The sequence below is a fragment of the Streptomyces sp. NPDC059477 genome (assembly GCF_042749375.1).
Lineage (GTDB): Bacteria > Actinomycetota > Actinomycetes > Streptomycetales > Streptomycetaceae > Streptomyces.
The window spans coordinates 1-17,195 of sequence record NZ_JBHYUG010000132.1 but is presented as its reverse complement, the minus strand read 5'-3'; the positions used below and the strand labels follow the sequence as shown (position 1 = coordinate 17,195).

General features: G+C 70.1%; 13 protein-coding genes and 6 pseudogenes. 13 read left to right on the top strand and 6 right to left on the bottom strand.

What is annotated here, in order from left to right:
• Positions 1-129 (top strand): annotated as a pseudogene (locus tag ACFXAZ_RS36935) (MBL fold metallo-hydrolase); the annotation flags it as partial.
• Positions 130-131: 2 nt separating this feature from the next.
• Positions 132-1,067 carry a DUF2254 family protein gene (locus tag ACFXAZ_RS36930; RefSeq protein WP_384600600.1) on the top strand — a complete coding sequence of 312 codons (936 nt, stop codon included), beginning with the start codon at positions 132-134 and terminating at the stop codon, positions 1,065-1,067.
• Between the two features lie 327 nt (positions 1,068-1,394).
• Here ACFXAZ_RS36930 and ACFXAZ_RS36925 read toward each other — a convergent pair.
• Positions 1,395-1,634, bottom strand: a pseudogene (locus ACFXAZ_RS36925) (transposase family protein); the annotation flags it as partial.
• A 599-nt stretch (positions 1,635-2,233) separates the two neighbouring features.
• On the opposite strand from ACFXAZ_RS36925, the gene ACFXAZ_RS36920 reads away from it, so the two are divergent.
• The 3 genes from ACFXAZ_RS36920 to ACFXAZ_RS36910 all read left to right on the top strand — a co-directional run bounded on the left by ACFXAZ_RS36920 (position 2,234) and on the right by ACFXAZ_RS36910 (position 5,732).
• Positions 2,234-3,661 carry a beta-propeller fold lactonase family protein gene (locus ACFXAZ_RS36920; RefSeq protein WP_384600597.1) on the top strand — a complete coding sequence of 476 codons (1,428 nt, stop codon included), beginning with the start codon at positions 2,234-2,236 and terminating at the stop codon, positions 3,659-3,661.
• 263 nt (positions 3,662-3,924) lie between these two features.
• A complete protein-coding gene (locus ACFXAZ_RS36915; protein ID WP_384600594.1) occupies positions 3,925-5,076 on the top strand; it encodes a sensor histidine kinase in 1,152 nt (383 codons plus the stop codon).
• Positions 5,073-5,732, top strand: a complete 660-nt coding sequence (locus ACFXAZ_RS36910; RefSeq protein WP_384600592.1) for a response regulator — start codon at positions 5,073-5,075, stop codon at positions 5,730-5,732. The genes ACFXAZ_RS36915 and ACFXAZ_RS36910 overlap by 4 nt, the downstream gene beginning before the upstream one ends.
• A gap of 61 nt (positions 5,733-5,793) precedes the next feature.
• On the opposite strand, the gene ACFXAZ_RS36905 is transcribed toward ACFXAZ_RS36910, so the two are convergent.
• Together ACFXAZ_RS36905 and ACFXAZ_RS36900 are read right to left on the bottom strand one after the other, a co-directional pair.
• Positions 5,794-6,711 carry an alpha/beta fold hydrolase gene (locus ACFXAZ_RS36905; protein WP_384600589.1) on the bottom strand — a complete coding sequence of 306 codons (918 nt, stop codon included), beginning with the start codon at positions 6,709-6,711 and terminating at the stop codon, positions 5,794-5,796.
• A 521-nt stretch (positions 6,712-7,232) separates the two neighbouring features.
• Positions 7,233-7,511: pseudogene (locus tag ACFXAZ_RS36900) on the bottom strand (YidH family protein); the annotation flags it as partial.
• 160 nt (positions 7,512-7,671) lie between these two features.
• Between ACFXAZ_RS36900 and ACFXAZ_RS36895 the strand changes: the two are divergent.
• The 8 genes and pseudogenes from ACFXAZ_RS36895 (at position 7,672) to ACFXAZ_RS36860 (ending at position 13,751) form a co-directional block, all read left to right on the top strand.
• The gene (locus ACFXAZ_RS36895; RefSeq protein WP_384600586.1) at positions 7,672-8,604 is read left to right on the top strand and encodes a helix-turn-helix domain-containing protein; all 933 of its coding nucleotides are present in this window, start codon (positions 7,672-7,674) and stop codon (positions 8,602-8,604) included.
• A 289-nt stretch (positions 8,605-8,893) separates the two neighbouring features.
• The gene (locus ACFXAZ_RS36890) at positions 8,894-9,466 is read left to right on the top strand and encodes a TIGR03086 family metal-binding protein (protein ID WP_384600583.1); all 573 of its coding nucleotides are present in this window, start codon (positions 8,894-8,896) and stop codon (positions 9,464-9,466) included.
• Positions 9,467-9,539: 73 nt separating this feature from the next.
• A complete protein-coding gene (locus tag ACFXAZ_RS36885; protein WP_384600580.1) occupies positions 9,540-10,619 on the top strand; it encodes a hypothetical protein in 1,080 nt (359 codons plus the stop codon).
• 297 nt (positions 10,620-10,916) lie between these two features.
• Positions 10,917-11,510, top strand: coding sequence for a TetR/AcrR family transcriptional regulator (locus ACFXAZ_RS36880; RefSeq protein ID WP_384600578.1), 594 nt, complete (start codon positions 10,917-10,919; stop codon positions 11,508-11,510).
• A gap of 193 nt (positions 11,511-11,703) precedes the next feature.
• Positions 11,704-12,003, top strand: a pseudogene (locus ACFXAZ_RS36875) (thiamine pyrophosphate-dependent enzyme); the annotation flags it as partial.
• 1 nt (position 12,004) lies between these two features.
• A pseudogene (locus tag ACFXAZ_RS36870) lies at positions 12,005-12,361 on the top strand (thiamine pyrophosphate-dependent enzyme); the annotation flags it as partial.
• A gap of 136 nt (positions 12,362-12,497) precedes the next feature.
• Positions 12,498-13,061: pseudogene (locus tag ACFXAZ_RS36865) on the top strand (hypothetical protein).
• A 9-nt stretch (positions 13,062-13,070) separates the two neighbouring features.
• Positions 13,071-13,751 (top strand): transketolase C-terminal domain-containing protein, encoded by a 681-nt coding sequence (locus tag ACFXAZ_RS36860; RefSeq protein ID WP_384600575.1) that lies wholly within the window; start codon positions 13,071-13,073, stop codon positions 13,749-13,751.
• On the opposite strand, the gene ACFXAZ_RS36855 is transcribed toward ACFXAZ_RS36860, so the two are convergent.
• The 3 genes from ACFXAZ_RS36855 to ACFXAZ_RS36845 all read right to left on the bottom strand — a co-directional run.
• Positions 13,719-13,946: a hypothetical protein gene (locus ACFXAZ_RS36855; protein ID WP_384600573.1), complete on the bottom strand. Its 228-nt coding sequence runs from the start codon at positions 13,944-13,946 to the stop codon at positions 13,719-13,721. The two genes, ACFXAZ_RS36860 and ACFXAZ_RS36855, sit on opposite strands and share 33 nt — an antisense overlap.
• 330 nt (positions 13,947-14,276) lie before the next feature.
• Positions 14,277-15,416, bottom strand: a complete 1,140-nt coding sequence (locus ACFXAZ_RS36850) for an ABC transporter ATP-binding protein (RefSeq protein ID WP_384600569.1) — start codon at positions 15,414-15,416, stop codon at positions 14,277-14,279.
• A 10-nt stretch (positions 15,417-15,426) separates the two neighbouring features.
• Positions 15,427-17,195: ABC transporter permease (locus ACFXAZ_RS36845; RefSeq protein ID WP_384600566.1), on the bottom strand; the 1,769-nt coding region annotated here is incomplete at its 5' end.

Genomic DNA, 17,195 nt, shown 5'->3' with positions numbered 1-17,195 from the left:
CTCGCCCTGTACCGGCGCCACCGGGGCGACCGGCCGGTGACCGCCCTCCTCTACACGCACAGCCACATCGACCACTTCGGCGGTGCCCGGGGCGTGCTGAGCCAGGAGGACATCGACGGCGGCGTGCCACCCTGGCGATCGCTTTCGTCGTCCTGTCCACCGGAGCGATCCTGCGCAGTCTCGCCGGCCTGCGCGAAGTGGTCACCGGCGGCGGCCTCGTACGGGCCGTCGCCCAGCGACTGAACGCTGCCCTGGACCACGAGTGGCCAGTACCACAGCACCCGCGACAGGCCACTGTTGCTCCGCCCGCACCCCTCACCGGCTCCGGCGACATCGCCGCGTCCCGCCACGGCATCGTCCAGCGTGTCGACGGACGCGCCATCGTGGCGATCGCCGCACGCTGCGACATCCACGTCACCTGTCTCGTCGGCGTGGGCAGCTTCGTCGAAGCCGGGGCGTGGCTCTTCCGGATCACCCCCGCGCCGCCGTCCGCGGCCGACATCCGTCGGCTGACCCGCGCCGTACGTGTCGGTCCCTCCCGCCACATCGAACACGACCCCGCCTACGGCCTCCGGCTCCTTGTCGACGTCGCCATCCGCGCCCTCTCCCCCGCCGTCAACGACCCGACGACCGCCGTCCAAGCCATCGACCAGATCGAGACCGCCCTGCTCCGCATCGCGACCCGCCCGCTCGGCACCACCACCCTCCACGCCCACGACGGCACCATCCGCCTCACCATCCTCCGCCCCGACTGGACCACCCTCCTCGACCTCGCCCTCGCCGAAATCCTCCTCTACGGTGCCGACGCCCTCCAGATCCATCGCCGCCTGCGCGCCCTGCTCAACACCCTCACCGACACCTGCCCGCCATCCCGCGCAGCAGCCCTGCCCCCTACCAAGCCCTCCTCGACCGCACCGCCCACGCCCTTCCAGACCCGACCCTGGTCAGCCTCGCCACCATCCCCGACCCTCAGGGCCTCGGCGGCTCCAACCCGCACAACGGACGCCCGCCCGGCGCCTGAGCCGGCTCTCCATCACCCGGAAGAAGATGCTGCACGGGACCGCTGAGCGACAGCACCTGCTCATCAAGCGGCAGACGCCGTAGAATTTCCCCCGCCAAAAGGCCGTCGCACCCAGCCGAGCCCGCGACCTCACACGCGATGGCACGGCCGCCCTGAGCATTCGGACAGTCGAACTACCGCACTGACAACACTGTGCTCGGCGCATGCCAAGCGACGGCTTCGCGTGGAAGGCATCCAGGGGAGCCAACGGGGCATGTCCCCCTGGCCGTGCACCCACGAGAGTCCGCTTGTTCGATTGGGGGGTACTTTGCTTTGCACCTCCTGAAGAGTGTTGGAGAAGGCTGTGTTGTCGTCGGCCAAGGTTGCTGTGCGGTCATGCCGTGAGGGCGATGTTATGCATGCGGGCGACGGCCTGGACGGAGTGATGGAGACGGTCGCCGTGCTGCCGGCGGTCGCAGAGGATCTCGTGGTTCTTCATGAGGGAGAACCTGTGCTCGACGCGGGCGCGGACCTTGCGATGGCCGGCATTTTCCTCTTCCTCACCCTTCAGCAGCGGCTGTCCGGGACGTTCGCGGGTGAGGGACGATCAGCCCGGTGTGTTGATGTACGCGCCGACAGCGTGGTCGCGGACCGGCTTCAGGGTGCCGTCCACGATCCGATCGAGCCGAGCGGAGCCGACGGTGTCAGGGGCCCCGACAGGCGCAGACTCCTGGCTGCGGGCCGATTCAGAAGGCTGCAACGGAGCGCAAGAGGTATTCGTCGGTCATACACCAGCGTGATCAGGACCCGTTGGGATCTGCATCACACGGGCGATCTGCTGTGGGGCAGCCTTTGATCACGGCGGTTCAGTCGCCGCGGCCGGTTCCGCGAAGAGGGATTCACGGTCACGTGACCACATTCCCCAGGGACGAGGTGGCCCGCCCGAGAACATCGCCCCCGGTCGGTGGCTACGAGTCCTTTTCCGCACGCGGTCGGCCCGCACGGGGCAGCACACCCTCGCCGACGCCAACCCCCCCGTCCCGTCATGGTCACCCGATATCCGGGGGAGGGGTGCACTCCGGTTGGGCCACCGCCCCGGGCCTCCGCTCTGTGCGGCACATGTCCCGTCGCGCCACCGTCTGACCCACTTCCACGACATCACCACACGGGCCACCGGCCGGCCGCATGGCCATGTGCTCCTACGCCGGTGCCCGATGGGAGAGGAACGCCTGTATGAGCCTGTCCGCCACACCTGTCCGGCCCTGGATGCAGTCCGGCCGCCGATTCCTCGCGGTCGCCGGTGCTTGTGGCCTGGCCGTGGCCTCGCTGACCGCCATGGCCCCGGCCGCGCACTCCGCCCCTGCCCTACCTGCGGCACGGACCACGGCTGAAGCGCCGCTCGCCTATGTGACGAACTACAGCGACGACACGGTCTCCGTGATCGACACCGCCACCGCCACCGTCACGTCCACCTTGCCGGTGGGCGACGGCCCCAAAGGCGTGGCCGCCTCCCCGGACGGAGCCCGCCTCTACGTGAGCAACGGGGACGCCGGCTCCGTCTCCGTGACCGACACCGCGACGGGAACGGTCACCGCAACCATCCTCGTCGGGGGCGGTGCCAACGGCATCGCCATATCGCCCGACGGGACCCGCGTCTACGTCGTCAACAGTGCCCTCCAGCGGCTGACGGTGATCGACACCGCGTCCGACACCGTGACCGCCACCATCACCGTCGGCAGCGCCCCGCAGGAGGTGGCCGTCTCCCCGGACGGCAGCCGCGCCTACGTCACCAACTACAACGCCCGCTCGGTATCGGTGATCGACACCGCGACGAACACCGTGACCGCCACCGTCAACGTCGGCGGATTCCCCCAGGGCGTCGCCGTCACCCCCGATGGCAGCCGAGCCTACGTCACCCGCCCCTACTCCAATTCCGTCGTGGTGATCGACACGACCACCAACGCCGTGTCCGCCAACGTCCCTCTCACCGACGGCCCGTACGACGTCGCCGCGTCCCCGGACGGCGCTCACGTCTACGTCTCCCGGGGCCAGGGTGCCACCGTCGCCACGATCGACACCGCGACGAACACCGTGACCGCGACCACCGCCTCGGGAAACACCCCCAGGGGAGTGGCCGTCACCCCGGACGGCGGCCAGGTCTACGCCGCCAACGGCAACTCGGCCACCGTCTCCGTGATCGACACCACCACCCACACCACCAGCGGCATCCCCGTGGGCACGACCCCCGTCGACATCGCGATCGCCCAGCGCCCCACCGCCGACCTCGGAGTGGAACTGACCGCCACTGCCCACCCCGGCCTGCTCAACGGCCGCATCGACTACACGGTGACCTTCACCAACCACGGACCCCGCACCCTCGCCTCCGCCACCGTCACCCTGGACCTGCCCACCCCCACCGGAGCGACCAGCCCCGACTGCACCCTCACCACCGGCAAGGCCACCTGCACCACCACCGGCCTCGCCCCCGGCGCGAGCACCACCCGCCAGATCACCGTGCCCGTCGCCGTCCTCAGCCTCGGCACCCCCTACACCGTCACCGCCACCCGCACCACCAGCACACCCACCGACCCCAACCCCGCCAACGACAGCGCATCCCGCACCTGCACCGCCAACACCTCACTCCTCATCAACTGCACCTGACACACCCCAGCACCAGCAGATCCGGACACCGTCCCATCACCGGCCGTTCCTCCCCGCACCTGGGAGGAACGGCCGATCCCGTGGGACAACGGGAGTTGCTCAAAAGCGCTCCGAGCCCGATCGGCCGTGCCCGGACCGCTCCACGCCGACCGGGGCTACGACCACGACAAGTACCGCAGCAGGTCCGGGCCGCCGGGATCCCCCCGCCATCGCCCACCGCGGCACCGGACACGGCTCGTGACGTACGGGACTAGGCTCTTCCGGTGACCAACCTTCCGCAGGCCCCGCAGTGGTGGCGCCCCGTCGGCAGCCCGGTCCGGTATCTCGCCGTCGGGGTGCTGCTCTTCGCAGGGTCGCTCGTGCCGGCGCTGCACAGTCACGGAACGGTGCTCGGCGGTGTGCCGGACCGCCCCTTCGACGCGCTCGCCGTCGTGGCCGTCGCCCTCCAGTGCTTTCCGCTCGTCATCTGCCGACGATGGCCCGTCGTCGCTCTCACCCTGGTGTCGACCGGCTTCGCTCTCGACCAGCTCCGCGGCTACCACTCCTTCGCGGGCACCGTACTGGCCCTCACCGTGCTGACCCTGGGCTCTCGGCTGGAACGGCAGCGGCGCGCCACCGTACTGCTGTTCTCGGCCGCGTACGTGCCGTTGGCCGTCGCGCTCGACCAGCTCGCCCCGGGTGAACCCGTGGAAGAGTTCGTCACGTTCTATCTGGCGCTGGCTCTCGTCTGGGGCATCGGCGCGTGGCTGCGATCCAACAGGGCCGCCGAGTCAGAACGCCGCCGCCGCGTCGCCGATGACACCCGCGCCGCCGAACGCACCCGGATCGCCCGCGAACTCCACGACGTGGTGACTCACCATGTGACGGCGATGGTCGTGCAGTCCGAGGCGGCACGCTATCTGACCGCCGCGCCCGGTCGGCTCGACGAGACCCTGACCGGCGTCGCCGACACCGGCCGGCGGGCCATCACCGATCTGCGGCACCTGCTCGACCTGCTCAACCCCGACCATGACACCGGGACCAGGAGCGCGTCCGTCAGCGGACTCCTCCCGCTCGTGGAGCAGACCCGGCGGGCCGGGCAGCCGGTGGAGTTCACGGAGAAGGGCGCTCCCGCGCTCTCGGCCGGCACCGGCCTCGTGGTCTACCGGGTTGTGCAGGAGGCCCTGACGAACGCACTCAAGTACGACCACGGCAGCCGCACCTCGGTCCAGGTGCACCACGGCGAGGGGGAGATCACCGTGGAGATCGGCACGGACGGCTCCGGCTCATGTGCCGCGTCCACCGGCGGGAGCGGCCGTGGCCTTTCCGGTCTGCGCGAACGGGTCGACGCCCTGCGCGGCGACTTCAGCGCGGACCGCCTCCCGGACGGCGGCTTCACCGTACGGGCCCGGATACCCACCGGGGAACCGTCATGACCGCGCCGGTCCGGGTACTGGTCTGCGACGACCAGGTGATGGTCCGCACCGGACTGGTCACGATCATCGACGCCCAGCCCGACCTGCGGGTCGTGGGCGAGTGCGGAGACGGTCGCACCGCCGTCGAGCTGGCCGGCGAACTGGCCCCGGACGTCGTGGTCATGGACGTACGTATGCCCGTGCTCGACGGCATCGAGGCCACCCGCCTGCTCGCCGGGGCCGGGGTGACGCATGCCGCGAAGGTGCTCGTCGTGACCACGTTCAACCTGGATGAGTACGTGTACGAGGCGCTGCGCGCCGGTGCGAGCGGCTTCCTTCTCAAGGATGCGCCGCCGGACCAACTGCTGCACGGGATCCGGACCGTGGTGACGGGGGCCGCACTGCTGGATCCCGAGGTGACGCGTCGGCTCGTGGGCATGCACGCCGCCCGGATCCGGCCCCCCGGGCACGCCCCGGACGGCCTACCGGTGACCCCTCGCGAACTGGAGGTTCTGCACCTCATCGCGGACGGCCTCTCCAACAGTGAGATAGCCGCGGCACTCCACATCAGCCCCGAGACCGTCAAGACCTTCGTGTCGCGCATCCTCACCAAGCTGGGACTCCGTGACCGTGTCCAGGCCGTCGTCTACGCCTACCGTCACGGCCTGGTCACCTGACGGCGTGCCGGTGACGTTCTCTGGTTCCTGGTGCGGTTGCTGGTGCGTTCCCGGCGGTGCGTCAGCCCGCGGCTTTCGAGACGACGCGCTGGATCGCCGCGACCGCCACATCGGGCTCGTCGACATGGATGTAGTGTCCGCTGTTCTCGGCCGTGCTCAGTTCGCTGTCGCTGGATATCGCGAGCCATTTGCGCTGACCCTCGGACCACGCCAGCTCCAGGTCCTGCCCGTACTCGGGAACAGCGGCGAGGTACTGCTTCCCGTGCTGGATCACCTCCACCGGGATGTTCCCCGCGGAGCGGACTTCCCCGTCCGGCACGACAAGCTTCTCCGGGCTCTCGCCCCGCAGGACCGCGAGGGTCTGCTCACGCAGGTCGACCGCCGTGCCGGTGGCGGACTCGGGGATCTCTTCCTGGAGGTCGGCGCTCTGTGTCGGTGAGGTGGCGTCCATCAGGACCAGCCCCTCGACCTTGTCCTGATGGTCGGGGGCGTACCTGGCGGCGATCAGCCCGCCCAGCGAATGCCCGGCCAGGACGACCGGCGCGTCCCCGGCGACCTGGTCGAGCACCTCCGTCAGTACCTTCCCGCCGTCTTCGAGTGTCTGGGGACCGTCGGGCTGATCGCTCGCGCCCGCGCCGAGCCGGTCGTAGGAACAGGTCCGGTGCTGTGCGCCCAGGGTCTCCTGGAGGTCGGCCATCGTGTCCAGCCCGTCACCGCCCCCGTGCAGCAGAACGATGACCGGCCGGTTCTCCACCGGATCGCCCGAACAGGACACGTTCACCGAACGGCCTTCGACCTCGATCTTCTTCGTACCGGTGAAGGAGGTGTTCTCGGCGGCCCCGTCCGCGCCACCGGCGGCCGTGGCACTCGCGGACGGCTTCGAATCCGCGGTCCGGGCTTCCTCGCAGCCGACAAGCCCTGCACCGGCCACGGCGCAGACCAGCGCGAGCGCCGCGGATGCCCTGTGTTGGCGGATCATGGTGCTCTCCCCATAAGAGAATTGAGGCCGCGACCCGTGCGCCGCGGCTGCACCCCACGCTACGGATTCAGTGATCCGCAAACGTCACCCCACAGTGGACATCCGCACGTAGCTCGCACGGGGGACCAGATCCCCCAGCCAGGGGATACCCGTCCGCTCAGAGGCCCCAGAGTCTCGAAGCACACTCAGGGCACCGCCACCCCGAACGCCGCCAGGCCGATCACACAGACCGCCGCGCCACCCCCGGGCGCACCGGAAGCACACACGCGCGTGGCGTGTTCAGCGCCACGGTCCGCCGGTGCGCCACCCAGAGGAACGCCGCCCACCCGAGCGCGCTCAACGCCGCGGCGACCACGCCCACCGCCGTCACCTCGTGCCCGCACGACGTGCCGGCCCGCGAGCACCGCCACGACCGTGTACGCCGGGGCCCTACGCCGCCAGGCCGGCCGGGTCCGCTCCGGCTGGAGGCCGGAGTCCCGCGGCAGCGTCCCCGGGTTGGCCCCCATCGGCCGGTCCGGTTCGATCAACAACACGACCAGCATGATCACGGCGACGGCCGCGACCGACAGTCCCAGCAGCGTGGGGAACGCTGTCACCGGCAGGTCCTCGCCCCGGCGCATCGCCCCCTCGCTGTGCCCCTACCGGCTGATCGCCCGCAGCGCGCTGAGCATGCCGATGGCGAACAGAAGCACGGCCAACGCCACATGCACGCCCCAGCGCTGATCCAGCAGGAACTGGTCGACCGTGAATCCGCCGCCCACCAGGTCCGGCGCGGTACGGATCCAGGCGTACAGGGACCGGCACGCTGCCGCCCAGCGGAACCTCTTCGACCGCACGAGGGCGAGGAAGCCCTGCTCAGCACGCTGGTCTGCGAAGGGGTGCCACCCGTGCTCTCCGGTTGTCGTGGCTGCTACTCCGAGGGGCAGGCTATGTCCGGAGACCGTCGCCATACTCGACCGCATGGACGAACGAACGCACGGCAAATCCCTCCTCGGTGAGTTCCTGTCCACGCGGCGGGCGCAGATGAAGCCGGCAGATGTGGGGTTGCCGGACTACGGCGACCGGCGGCGGGTGCCGGGGCTGCGGCGTGAGGAACTGGCCCAATTGGCCGGTGTCAGCGTGGCCTACTACATCCGGCTGGAGCAGGGGCTGTCGCTCAACGCTTCGCCGCAGGTCCTCGATGCGCTGGCCACGGCTCTGCGGCTGGATGACGCGGAGCGGCTCCATCTGCGCACCTTGACCGGTGATGCCCGCCAGAGCCGCCGCCGGCTCCCCGCCGAGCGGGTCACCGCGGCGGTGCGCCAACTGGTGGACGCCTTCGGGGACTCACCCGTGGTCGTCCTCGGCCGGCGTTCGGACATCCTTCTGTGGAACCGCGCCGGTCATGCGCTGTTCGCCGGGCACCTGGCCCCGGACAGCCCGGATCACACAGCCACGCGGCCCAACACCGCCCGGCTGGTGTTCCTGGACGCCCATACACGCGACCTGTACGTGGACTGGCCCAGGAAGGCACGGGACGTGGTGGGCAAGCTGCGGCAGGCTGTCGGTGAATATCCGAACGACACGCAGCTGGCCACCCTCATAGGCGAGTTGACCATGCGCAGCCCGCGATTCGCCGCGCTGTGGGCCGAGCACCGGGTGCGCGGGTGGGACATGGCGGAGTACCGGATGCGCCATCCGATGGTCGGAGAGCTGGACGTGGTGCAGCACTCGCTCCAGGTTCCCCGGGGGCAGGGGATCCGGGTGGTGGTGACGACGGCGGCGCCGGACTCCGCCGCTCAGGCGGCACTGCGGTTGCTCAACCAGACCCTCCTGCCCGCCGCGGACCGGCCGACGACGGCCCGCCCCGCCGCCGGCACCCCCGCGCACGTCGTTCCTCCGGCTCGCTCCTGATTCGGCCGGCCGGCCGCCGCGGTTCCACTCTCCGCCCGACACGTCCCGTCTGATCATCACTCGGCAGCCACCGGGCCGAGGCTGCCCCCGGCCCGAGGCCGGCAAGGGCTGCCGCAGGGACCCTGTCGCGCCCGCCTTCCTGCCGCCGGTGAGACTGCCGCCCTTCTTTTTCACTTCCCCCCTGCGTCGTCTTCCCCTCTGCGCACCCGCGTGCCTGCATCGCCACGCGGTGCCGGCACGCCACCGGCGAGTACGCGCGTTGCTTCTTCACTTCTCCTGGAGGTTCCCCATGTCCACCACACCCGTCACCGCTTTCACCGAGGTGGTTGACACCGTCGCCTGCCTGGTCGAGGCCGTGCAGGAGCAACAGCGGAGCGCGTCCACGCCCTGCACCGAATGGAATGTCCAGCAGCTGATCGACCATCTGGTGGCGGGACAGCGCGCCTTCGCCGTCGTGATGGGGGCGGAGCTGCCCGTTGCGGTGCCCGATGCCGACGCCGCCCCGGAACCGCTCAAGGACACGTTCCGGACGTCGGCCGCCGCCCTGGTGTCCGCCTTCGAGACGCCGGGAGCGCTGGAGCGGATGGTGCAGGCCCCGATCGGTGAGGTGCCCGGCGCTGTGGCACTGCACCTGCAAACCGTCGAGCACCTGGTGCACGGCTGGGATCTGGCCCGGTCCATCGGCCAGAAGGCTCTGTTCGACGACACCACGGTCGAGCGGGAGATCGAGTTCGCCCGCGGCCTGCTGGAGCAGTTGCCCTCCGGGCCGGGTGCTCCGTTCGCGCCGTACCGGAACGCTCCGGAGGACGCCCCCGCGCTCGACCGGCTGGCCGCCCTCCTCGGACGCGACATCGGCGAGTGACCACACCTGGTGCTCCGCGGTACCAGGGCACCGCGGTACCCATCGGCCCCAACTCTTGTGAGGAACAGAAACAATGAAGAAGACGAAGCTGAAGATCGCCATCGCGGGCGCGGCAATTGTCGCCATGGCGGCCACCGGAACGGCGTTGGCCGTGAGTAGTTCCTCCGACGGAGCCAACTCCGTTACCGGCTCCGAGCAGCCCCGGATCGAGCAGATCGAGCAGAAGGCCCCCAGCGCCATCAAGGCCGACGGCCCGCAGGTGTTCCCGCACTCGCTGGACTACGACGCGCAGTCGCAGACGTTCTTCGCCGGCTCGCTGAAGCAGGGCAAGGTCTACGCTGTCAGCCCGGACGGAAAGGTGCGCACCCACATCGACGACCCGGAGCTGGTGTCCGCCCAGGCCGTCAACGTCGACCGCGCGCGGGACCGCATCCTGGTCAGCAATGTGGACTACGGCACTGCCGACCGTTCCGACAAGGAGTCGCCCTTCGGTATCGCCGGTGTGGGGAGCTACGACCTGAAGACCGGCGAGCAGGACTGGTGCGTCGATCTGACGGCAATCGCCCTCGACGGCAAGAAGCACCTGATCTCCGACGTGACGGTGGCCCCCGACGGCACCGCCTACGCCGTCGACGAGCTGACCCCCACCGTGTTCCGCATCGACACCGAGGGCCGCGCCTCGGTCTTCCTGCGGAGCGACCTGCTCCAGGGCACGCTGGACATTCCCAACTTCCTCGACGATGTGGGGATGGCGGCGGTGGAGTGGGTGGAGGGGAACCAGCTGATCATCGCCATGGCCGACGGCTCCCTGGTGAGGGTGCCCGTCGAGCATCCCGAAGAAGCGGCGAAGGTGCAGCTCTCCGCGCCGCTGGCATCCCCCACCGCCGGCATGCAGCTGCTGGAGGACGGCTCACTCACGGCGGTCAGCAGCGGTCTGCTGTCCGGCGAGCCCGCCCAGATCCAGCACGTGAAGCCCCGCAACGGCTGGAAGGAAGCCGCCGTGACGGTCACCGACACCGTTGAAGACCCCGTCACCAGCGACGTGACCGCGGGCCCGAGCGCGACGACGTACGCGCTCAGCGGCGGTCTGGCCGACCTCCTCGCGGGCAAGCCCAACGACGGCTTCACCCTGACCCCCGTCAAGACCAGCTGAACCGGCAGCCGTTCCACCGCAAGCGGGCCCGCCACACAGACACAGGCGGACCCGCCCGGTCCAGGCCGCAACGAACAAGCTCCAAGTCGCTGCTGGGGAAGGACGGGCACTCAGCAGAGCATCTTCGCAGGTCGGGTGAGGTACGTCCGCAGCACCTTGAGCACGAAGACGAGCGGCGCCCGGCGGGTCACCTGGCGCCGCTCGGTCCGGGTGGTTCACCGGGCGCTGCGGAGAACGATCCTTCCTGTCACTCGGCTCGGGCACCTCGGATGGTGAACCAGCGGCTTCTCCTTGGATATGCCCAGAGTCAGTGCGGAATTCCGTGAGTGCCGCAGGCGGCAGATCCTCGATGCGGCGGCGATCTGCTTTGCCCGCAAGGGCCTGCACGCGACCTCCATGCCGGACATCTTCGCCGAATCAGGTCTGTCGTCCGGGGCCGTGTATCGGTATTTCTCCGGTCGGCAGGAGATCATCACGGCGCTGCTCGAATCGATCATGCAGCCCGTTCAGTGTGCCTTGCGCGAAGCCGTGTCGAGGGAGCCCGCGCTGAGGATCCCGCAGATCGTCGATCTCATCATTGGCAAGATGGTCACTGTTCTCGACGTGGAGGACGCTTCCTCGCTAGTCGTTCAGGTCTGGGCCGAGTCGATGCGCACACCCCACCTGTACGAGTCGCAGCGGCGCGACATCGCCGACCTGCACGACGCGCTGACGCCTCTGCTGGCTCGCATGACGCCCGAGGGCCGGGTCGACCCCGACGCCTCATGGACCGTACTCTCGCTCGGCCTCGGCACATTCAGCTCCCAGACGGTCCTCAAGTCCAACGCCACCCCCACCCAGGCACTGGTCGACGAGCTCCGCACCTTGCTCGCCGCCCCGGAGGCGAGCTGACGTCGCCGGCGGTTGGCGTCAGTTGGGATAGTCCGGCGGAAGGGTCACCGGAGGGGGTGTCGCGCCAGGGTCGATGCCAGGCACGATCGACGCCCGAAAACCGTGCCGGATCGAGGCGTTGCCTCTCAGCGGGGTGACGACCATGGTGGACCCTGGCCCCTTGTAGCCCCACAAGTAGAAGTAGGCTTCGTCGTTGCGGAGCCGGGGGGTCTGGCTGAGCCGGAGCGAGGATCCCCGGCCGCTGTTCGCCGAGCACTTCGGGAATGCGTCCGACTGCGCGCAGGGCCGGTCCGGCTACCACGTCGTCGCACCCGAGGTCGGCATCTTCGGATTCCTCGGCGCGGGCCTCGGCGTCGCGACCGGATTCGGCGTGTCGGCACACCACCGCGGCGCCGGCCAAGCGGTACTGTGCGGCCTCGGCGACGGCACCGCCAACCGCGGCAACATCCACGAGAGCCTCAACCTCGCGGCCCTGCGGAAGCTGCCCGTCGTCCATCTCTGCGAGCAACGTCGTCCACACCCCGCGATCCAGCACGTACGCGGGCCCATCAGGCGACTACAAGGAACTGGTCGAGAGCTACGGCATTCCCGCCCGTGTCGTCGACGGCCAGCACGTGTTCGCTGTGGCCGAGGCGGTCGCCGAAGCGCTGGAAGGGGCCCGCACCGGATACGGGCCGGCGTTCATCGAGGCGAAGACGTTCCGTTACCGCCCGCACTCCGAGGGCCAGGCCGATCTGACCCTCGCGGCGAAGCGTGAGGTCCAGGGCCTGGACCGTGATCCGCTGCGGCTGACCCGGGAGCGGCTGGCCCGTGAAGAGCTGTTCGGCGACGAGGAGTTCGCAGCCATGGAACAGGAGGTGGCCGCGGAGATCGCAGAGATCGACCGGTTCGCCCCGCAGCGCCCCGGACATAGTGCCGACCGTCGAGAGCCTGCGGGCCGCGACGTACGCCGATTGATCACACCACCAGCGGAATCGGAGAGTACTCGTGCCCAGAAAGAACATCGTCCAGGCCATCCGGGAAGCCACCCGCCTGGAGATGGCGCAGGACGAGCGGACGCAGCTGATCGGTCAGTCCGTCCAGGGCTCGCTGTTCGGGACCGGAGCCGGCCTGGTCGCCGAGTTCGGGCCGGACCGGGTCATCGACACGCCGCTCGCGGAATCGACGGCCGCCGGAGCCGCGATTGGCATGGCACCGACCGGCTACCGGCCCAACCTCGAACACATCGCCTCCTTCTCCATGGCTTCCTTCGAGGAACTGTTCCTGCTGGCCCCCAGTTAGAAGATGCTGCACGACCAGGCCGTACCGCTGACCATGCTGCTGATCGGCGGCGGCGGAACCGGCTCGGCCGACCACTCGGTCCTGCCTCTCGGTATCGGTCTGCAGGGCCCCGAGCTCAAGATCGCGGTTCCCTCCAACGCTTACGACGCCAAGGGCTTGCTGGCCACCGCGGTGGCCGATCCCAACCCGGTGCTGTTCATGGCCCATGTGAACACCCTGGCGGACCGTACGGAGGTGCCCGACGAGCGGTACACGATCCCCTTCGGGTAGGCGAAGGTGGTGCGGCCGGGCGACGAGGTCACCGCGGTCACCTCCTCGTTCGGGGTAGAGCTGGCGCTGCGGGCGGCCGAGGCCCTCGCGGACGAGATCAGCGTGGAGGTCATCGACCTGCGCACCCTCGAACCGCTCGATGTGCCCACCGTCCTCGCCTCGGTGCGGCGGACCCGGCGGACCGTCGTGGTGGACCAGGACACCGACCGGGGCGGACTTGCGGCGGAACTGGCAGCCGTGCTCTCGACCGCATGTTTCGGATCGCTGCTGGCCCCCGTGCAGCGCGTCGCGCGTCTTGCGGTCCCGGCCCCCGGCGGACTGGCCGGGGATTCCGTTCCGAGGCTGGTCAGGGGGCGCTCGGGGGCCGGTCAGGGGATGTTCTGGGGCAGTGGCCGGCGGTGGGCTGGCCGGGCTCCTGGGACGCGTGGACGTCGGAGGTCAGATCGCGGTAGACGTAGACCCGGTCAGCAGCGAGAAGTGGTCGACCACGAGGACGACGGCGTAGATCAGTCCGGCGAGGCCGATGGCGGGGGCGGCCAGGGTGCGCCACCAGTGGCGGCCGGGATGGCGGCGGAAGTATCCGATGACGGAGGCCGCCGCCAGTCCTTGGAGCGTGATGATGCCGACGACACCGAGTCCGCCATGGTCGTGGCGAGGTTAAGGTACGGGTCGAGGCTGGCGAGGGCGTAGATCGCCGGGACCACGACGTTGACGGCCGTGATGACGAGCGTGGCCCGCGACGGCGACCGGCGAGGCGAACAGGCTGGTGCACAGCAGCGCCGACATGACCGTGGTCATGGCACTGCCGACGTACTGGTCGTTGATGGCGAAGAAGTAGTTGCCGAGTTCCGTCCCGGCGACCGACCGCACCTGGTCGGCGTCCACCGCGCCGACGCCGATCTAGCTGGTGATCCCGTAGAACACGGTGATGACCCCGAGGGGACCAGTACGTGGCCAGGGGCACGGTGCGGTTGGGGTTGCGGGACTCCTCCCCGTACAGGGCCGCGGACTCGAAGCCGATGAACGAGCTGAACGCGACCAACAGGGAGACGGCGACTCCACCGGTGAACACGGTGCTCGGCACGAACGACGTGGCGGGCCGTGCGGCCTGGCCGGACCCGGCGACCCGGACTCGGTGGGAGTGCGGGATGCCGCGTCCGCCGGCCTACGGAGGTTTTCGCGGCGCCGGTTTCGCCTTCCCCGGTGGCGGCCGGCTCAGCGGACCGTCGCCTCGTTCCGCTCGGCGGACGCGGGTGTCATGGTGATCAGCTTCTCCGCGGGCAGCCGCAGCCGAACCGTGCCGGACGCGACCGCTTCGGGGTCCGTGGACGCCCGGACGTTGAGCAGGCCCAGTGGTGTCTCCACCCGGTGGAGATAACTTCCACCCAGGTAGTGGTGGTCGACCGGGGTGCCGGACACGAGGTTCGTTCCGTCCTCCTCCGTACCGGCTCCGCTGTCACCCGTCTCCAGCATGATGTCGTCGGGCCGTATGCCGATGGTGACGTGGGCACCTGGGGGATGACTGCCGGGGCTGGTGCGCAGCCGCGAGCCGCCGACGGTGACCTCCAGGCCGTCCGGGCCGGACGCGGTGACCCAGGCGGACCGGATGAGGTTCATGCGGTCGAGGAAGTCGGCAACGAACTCCGAGGCGGGCGACGTGTACAGCTCCTCCGGCGACCCCTCCTGGACCATTCCTCCGCCCTGCATCAGGCCGACGCGGTCGGCGAGCATCATGGCCTCCTCCTGGTCGTGGGTGACGAGCAGGCAGGTGACGCCGGTGCGCCGGGACAGTTCCTTCAGCTCCATCCGGAGGTCCATCCGGAGCCTCGCGTCGAGGTTGGAGAGGGGTTCGTCCATCAGCAGGACCCGGGGGCGCAGTGCCAGCGCCCGGGCCAGCGCGACCCGCTGCTGCTGGCCGCCCGAGAGCCGGGTCACCTTCCGGTCCGCCTGCTCGGTCAGCCGGAACAGTTCCAGCGCCTCCTCGACCCGCGCGGCTGCCTCCGCCCGCCCCGCGCGGCGCACGCCCCGACGCAGGGGGAAGGCGATGTTCTGCCGGATGGTCATGTGGGGCCAGAGCGCGTACGACTGGAAGACCATGGCCTGGGGCCGCTCCTCGGGGCCCACCCAGGCCGGGGGAGTGCCGCCCGAGACCCGGCGGCCGTCGATGGTCACCACTCCGGAGTCCGGACGCTCCAGCCCGGCCACGATCCGGAGCGTGGTGGTCTTTCCGCAGCCGGACGCGCCGAGCAGGACGTAGAACTCGCCCTCGGTGACGGAGATGGAGACGTCGCGCAGCGCCGGCACCCGGCCCCGGCCCTGGGGGAAGGACTTCGAGACACCTTCGAGTTCGATCATGGTGGGACTCCTAGAGGGACTGGCGGCGGGCCACGCGGCAGAAGGCGATGAGCAGGACCGTGATCAGGCCGAGCTGGACCACCCCGAGGGCGGCCGACAGACTCGTCTCGCCCGCCGAGCTGTAGCCGAAGATCCGGGTGGACATCACGTCCGTTCCGTCGCTCGACAGGATCAGGGTGATGGTCAGTTCGCGGATGGTCAGCAGCGCCGTCCAGAACCAGGCGTAGGCGAGACTGCCGCGCACCACAGGGAGGACGACCGACACGAACGCCCGTCCCCGGCGCACGCCGCAGACGGCCGCCGCCTCCTCCAGTTCGCCGTGGACCTGGAGCATCGTTCCGTGCAGGGTGCGGTACGCGGTCGCCACGAAACGGCATGCCACCACCAGGGCCAGGAAGGCCGCGGTTCCGTAGAGCGGCAGCCACCGGTACGCGGACAGGCCCACGTACACGAACGACACCGCCATCACGATCGACGGGACCGCGAGCGTCATCATGATCAGCGCATCGAGCCAGCGCCGGCCCCGTACCTTGGTACGGGCGACCAGCCAGGCGGCGCAGGCGGCGAACGCCACGGCGACCGTCGGGACCACCGCCACCATCAGGAGCGTGGTGGGCAGCACCTCGCCCAGGTCGTATGCCGCGTCGCGGTACGCGGCGAGGGACAGCTCCCCGAACGCCTCCGCGGACGGTGGCCGCAGATAGGGTACGAGCGAGGCCCAGACGAGGGTCAGCACCGGGAGGGCCACCCCGACGAGGGCGTACAGTCCGATGAAGCCGTACCCGGCGGCCCGGCCCGCCCGGGTGAGCCGGATCGGTTCGCGGGCGGCGCGCTTGCCGGTCACCGTGGCCAGCTGCCCGGCCCGTCGGGTCGCCCGGTAGTAGGCGAACATGATCAGCCCGATCCCGAGCGCCATGCCGAGCCCGACAGCCGCGGCGTTGCCGTACTCGGGGGCGCCGGTGGTCCCTTGCGTGTACTGGTAGATCAGGGTGGACAGAACGGTGATCCGCGCGGGCATCCCGAGCATCCCCGCGTAGTCGAAGACCTCGACGGCGACGATGAAGAAGAACACCGACACCCCCGCGATCGCGGGTGCGGCGATCGGCAGCAGCAGTTGGACGGCCGCCCGCCACCGGGGGATGCCGTGGACCGCTGCCGCTTCCTCGATGTTGACGTCGATCACCCGGAACGTGGGTACGAGCATGAAGAAGGCGGGCCCCGCGAAGTCCAGGCCCTGGAGCAGGATGATCCACGTCAGGGAGTAGACGTTCGTCAGGGGAGCCCCGTCCGACCCCGCCCACCAGGTGTTGATGATCCCATTGCTCGGGTTGAACATGAAGATGTAGCCCAGGGCGACGAGGAAGCCGGGGATCGCCGTCTTGGCGGCGGCGAGGAAGAGGATGACGGTCTTGCCGCGCAGATCGGTCCGGGTGTAGAGCCAGGCCAGCGGGACGGCGACGGCCAGCATCACCGCCACGCTGCCGATTCCGAGAGCCAGGGTCCGCAGCAGTGTTCCCGCGAGGCCGTCGGAGGAGAGCACGGTACGGAAGTTGTCGAGCGAGAGCTCGCCGCCGCCAAAGCCCTCCCCCGGGCCGAAGGCCGCCCACACCAGTCCGGCCAGGGGGATGAGGAGCACCGCGCACAGCAGGGCGACTACTACTCCGACCACGGCGAGCGGGGCGTCGATCCGCCGCCCTGCCGGGCCGGGGGGCCCACGCGCGCCGGAAAGCGCGGGGGGGGCGGCCCCCACCCGCCGGGCGCCGCGCCCCGGGCGGCGCG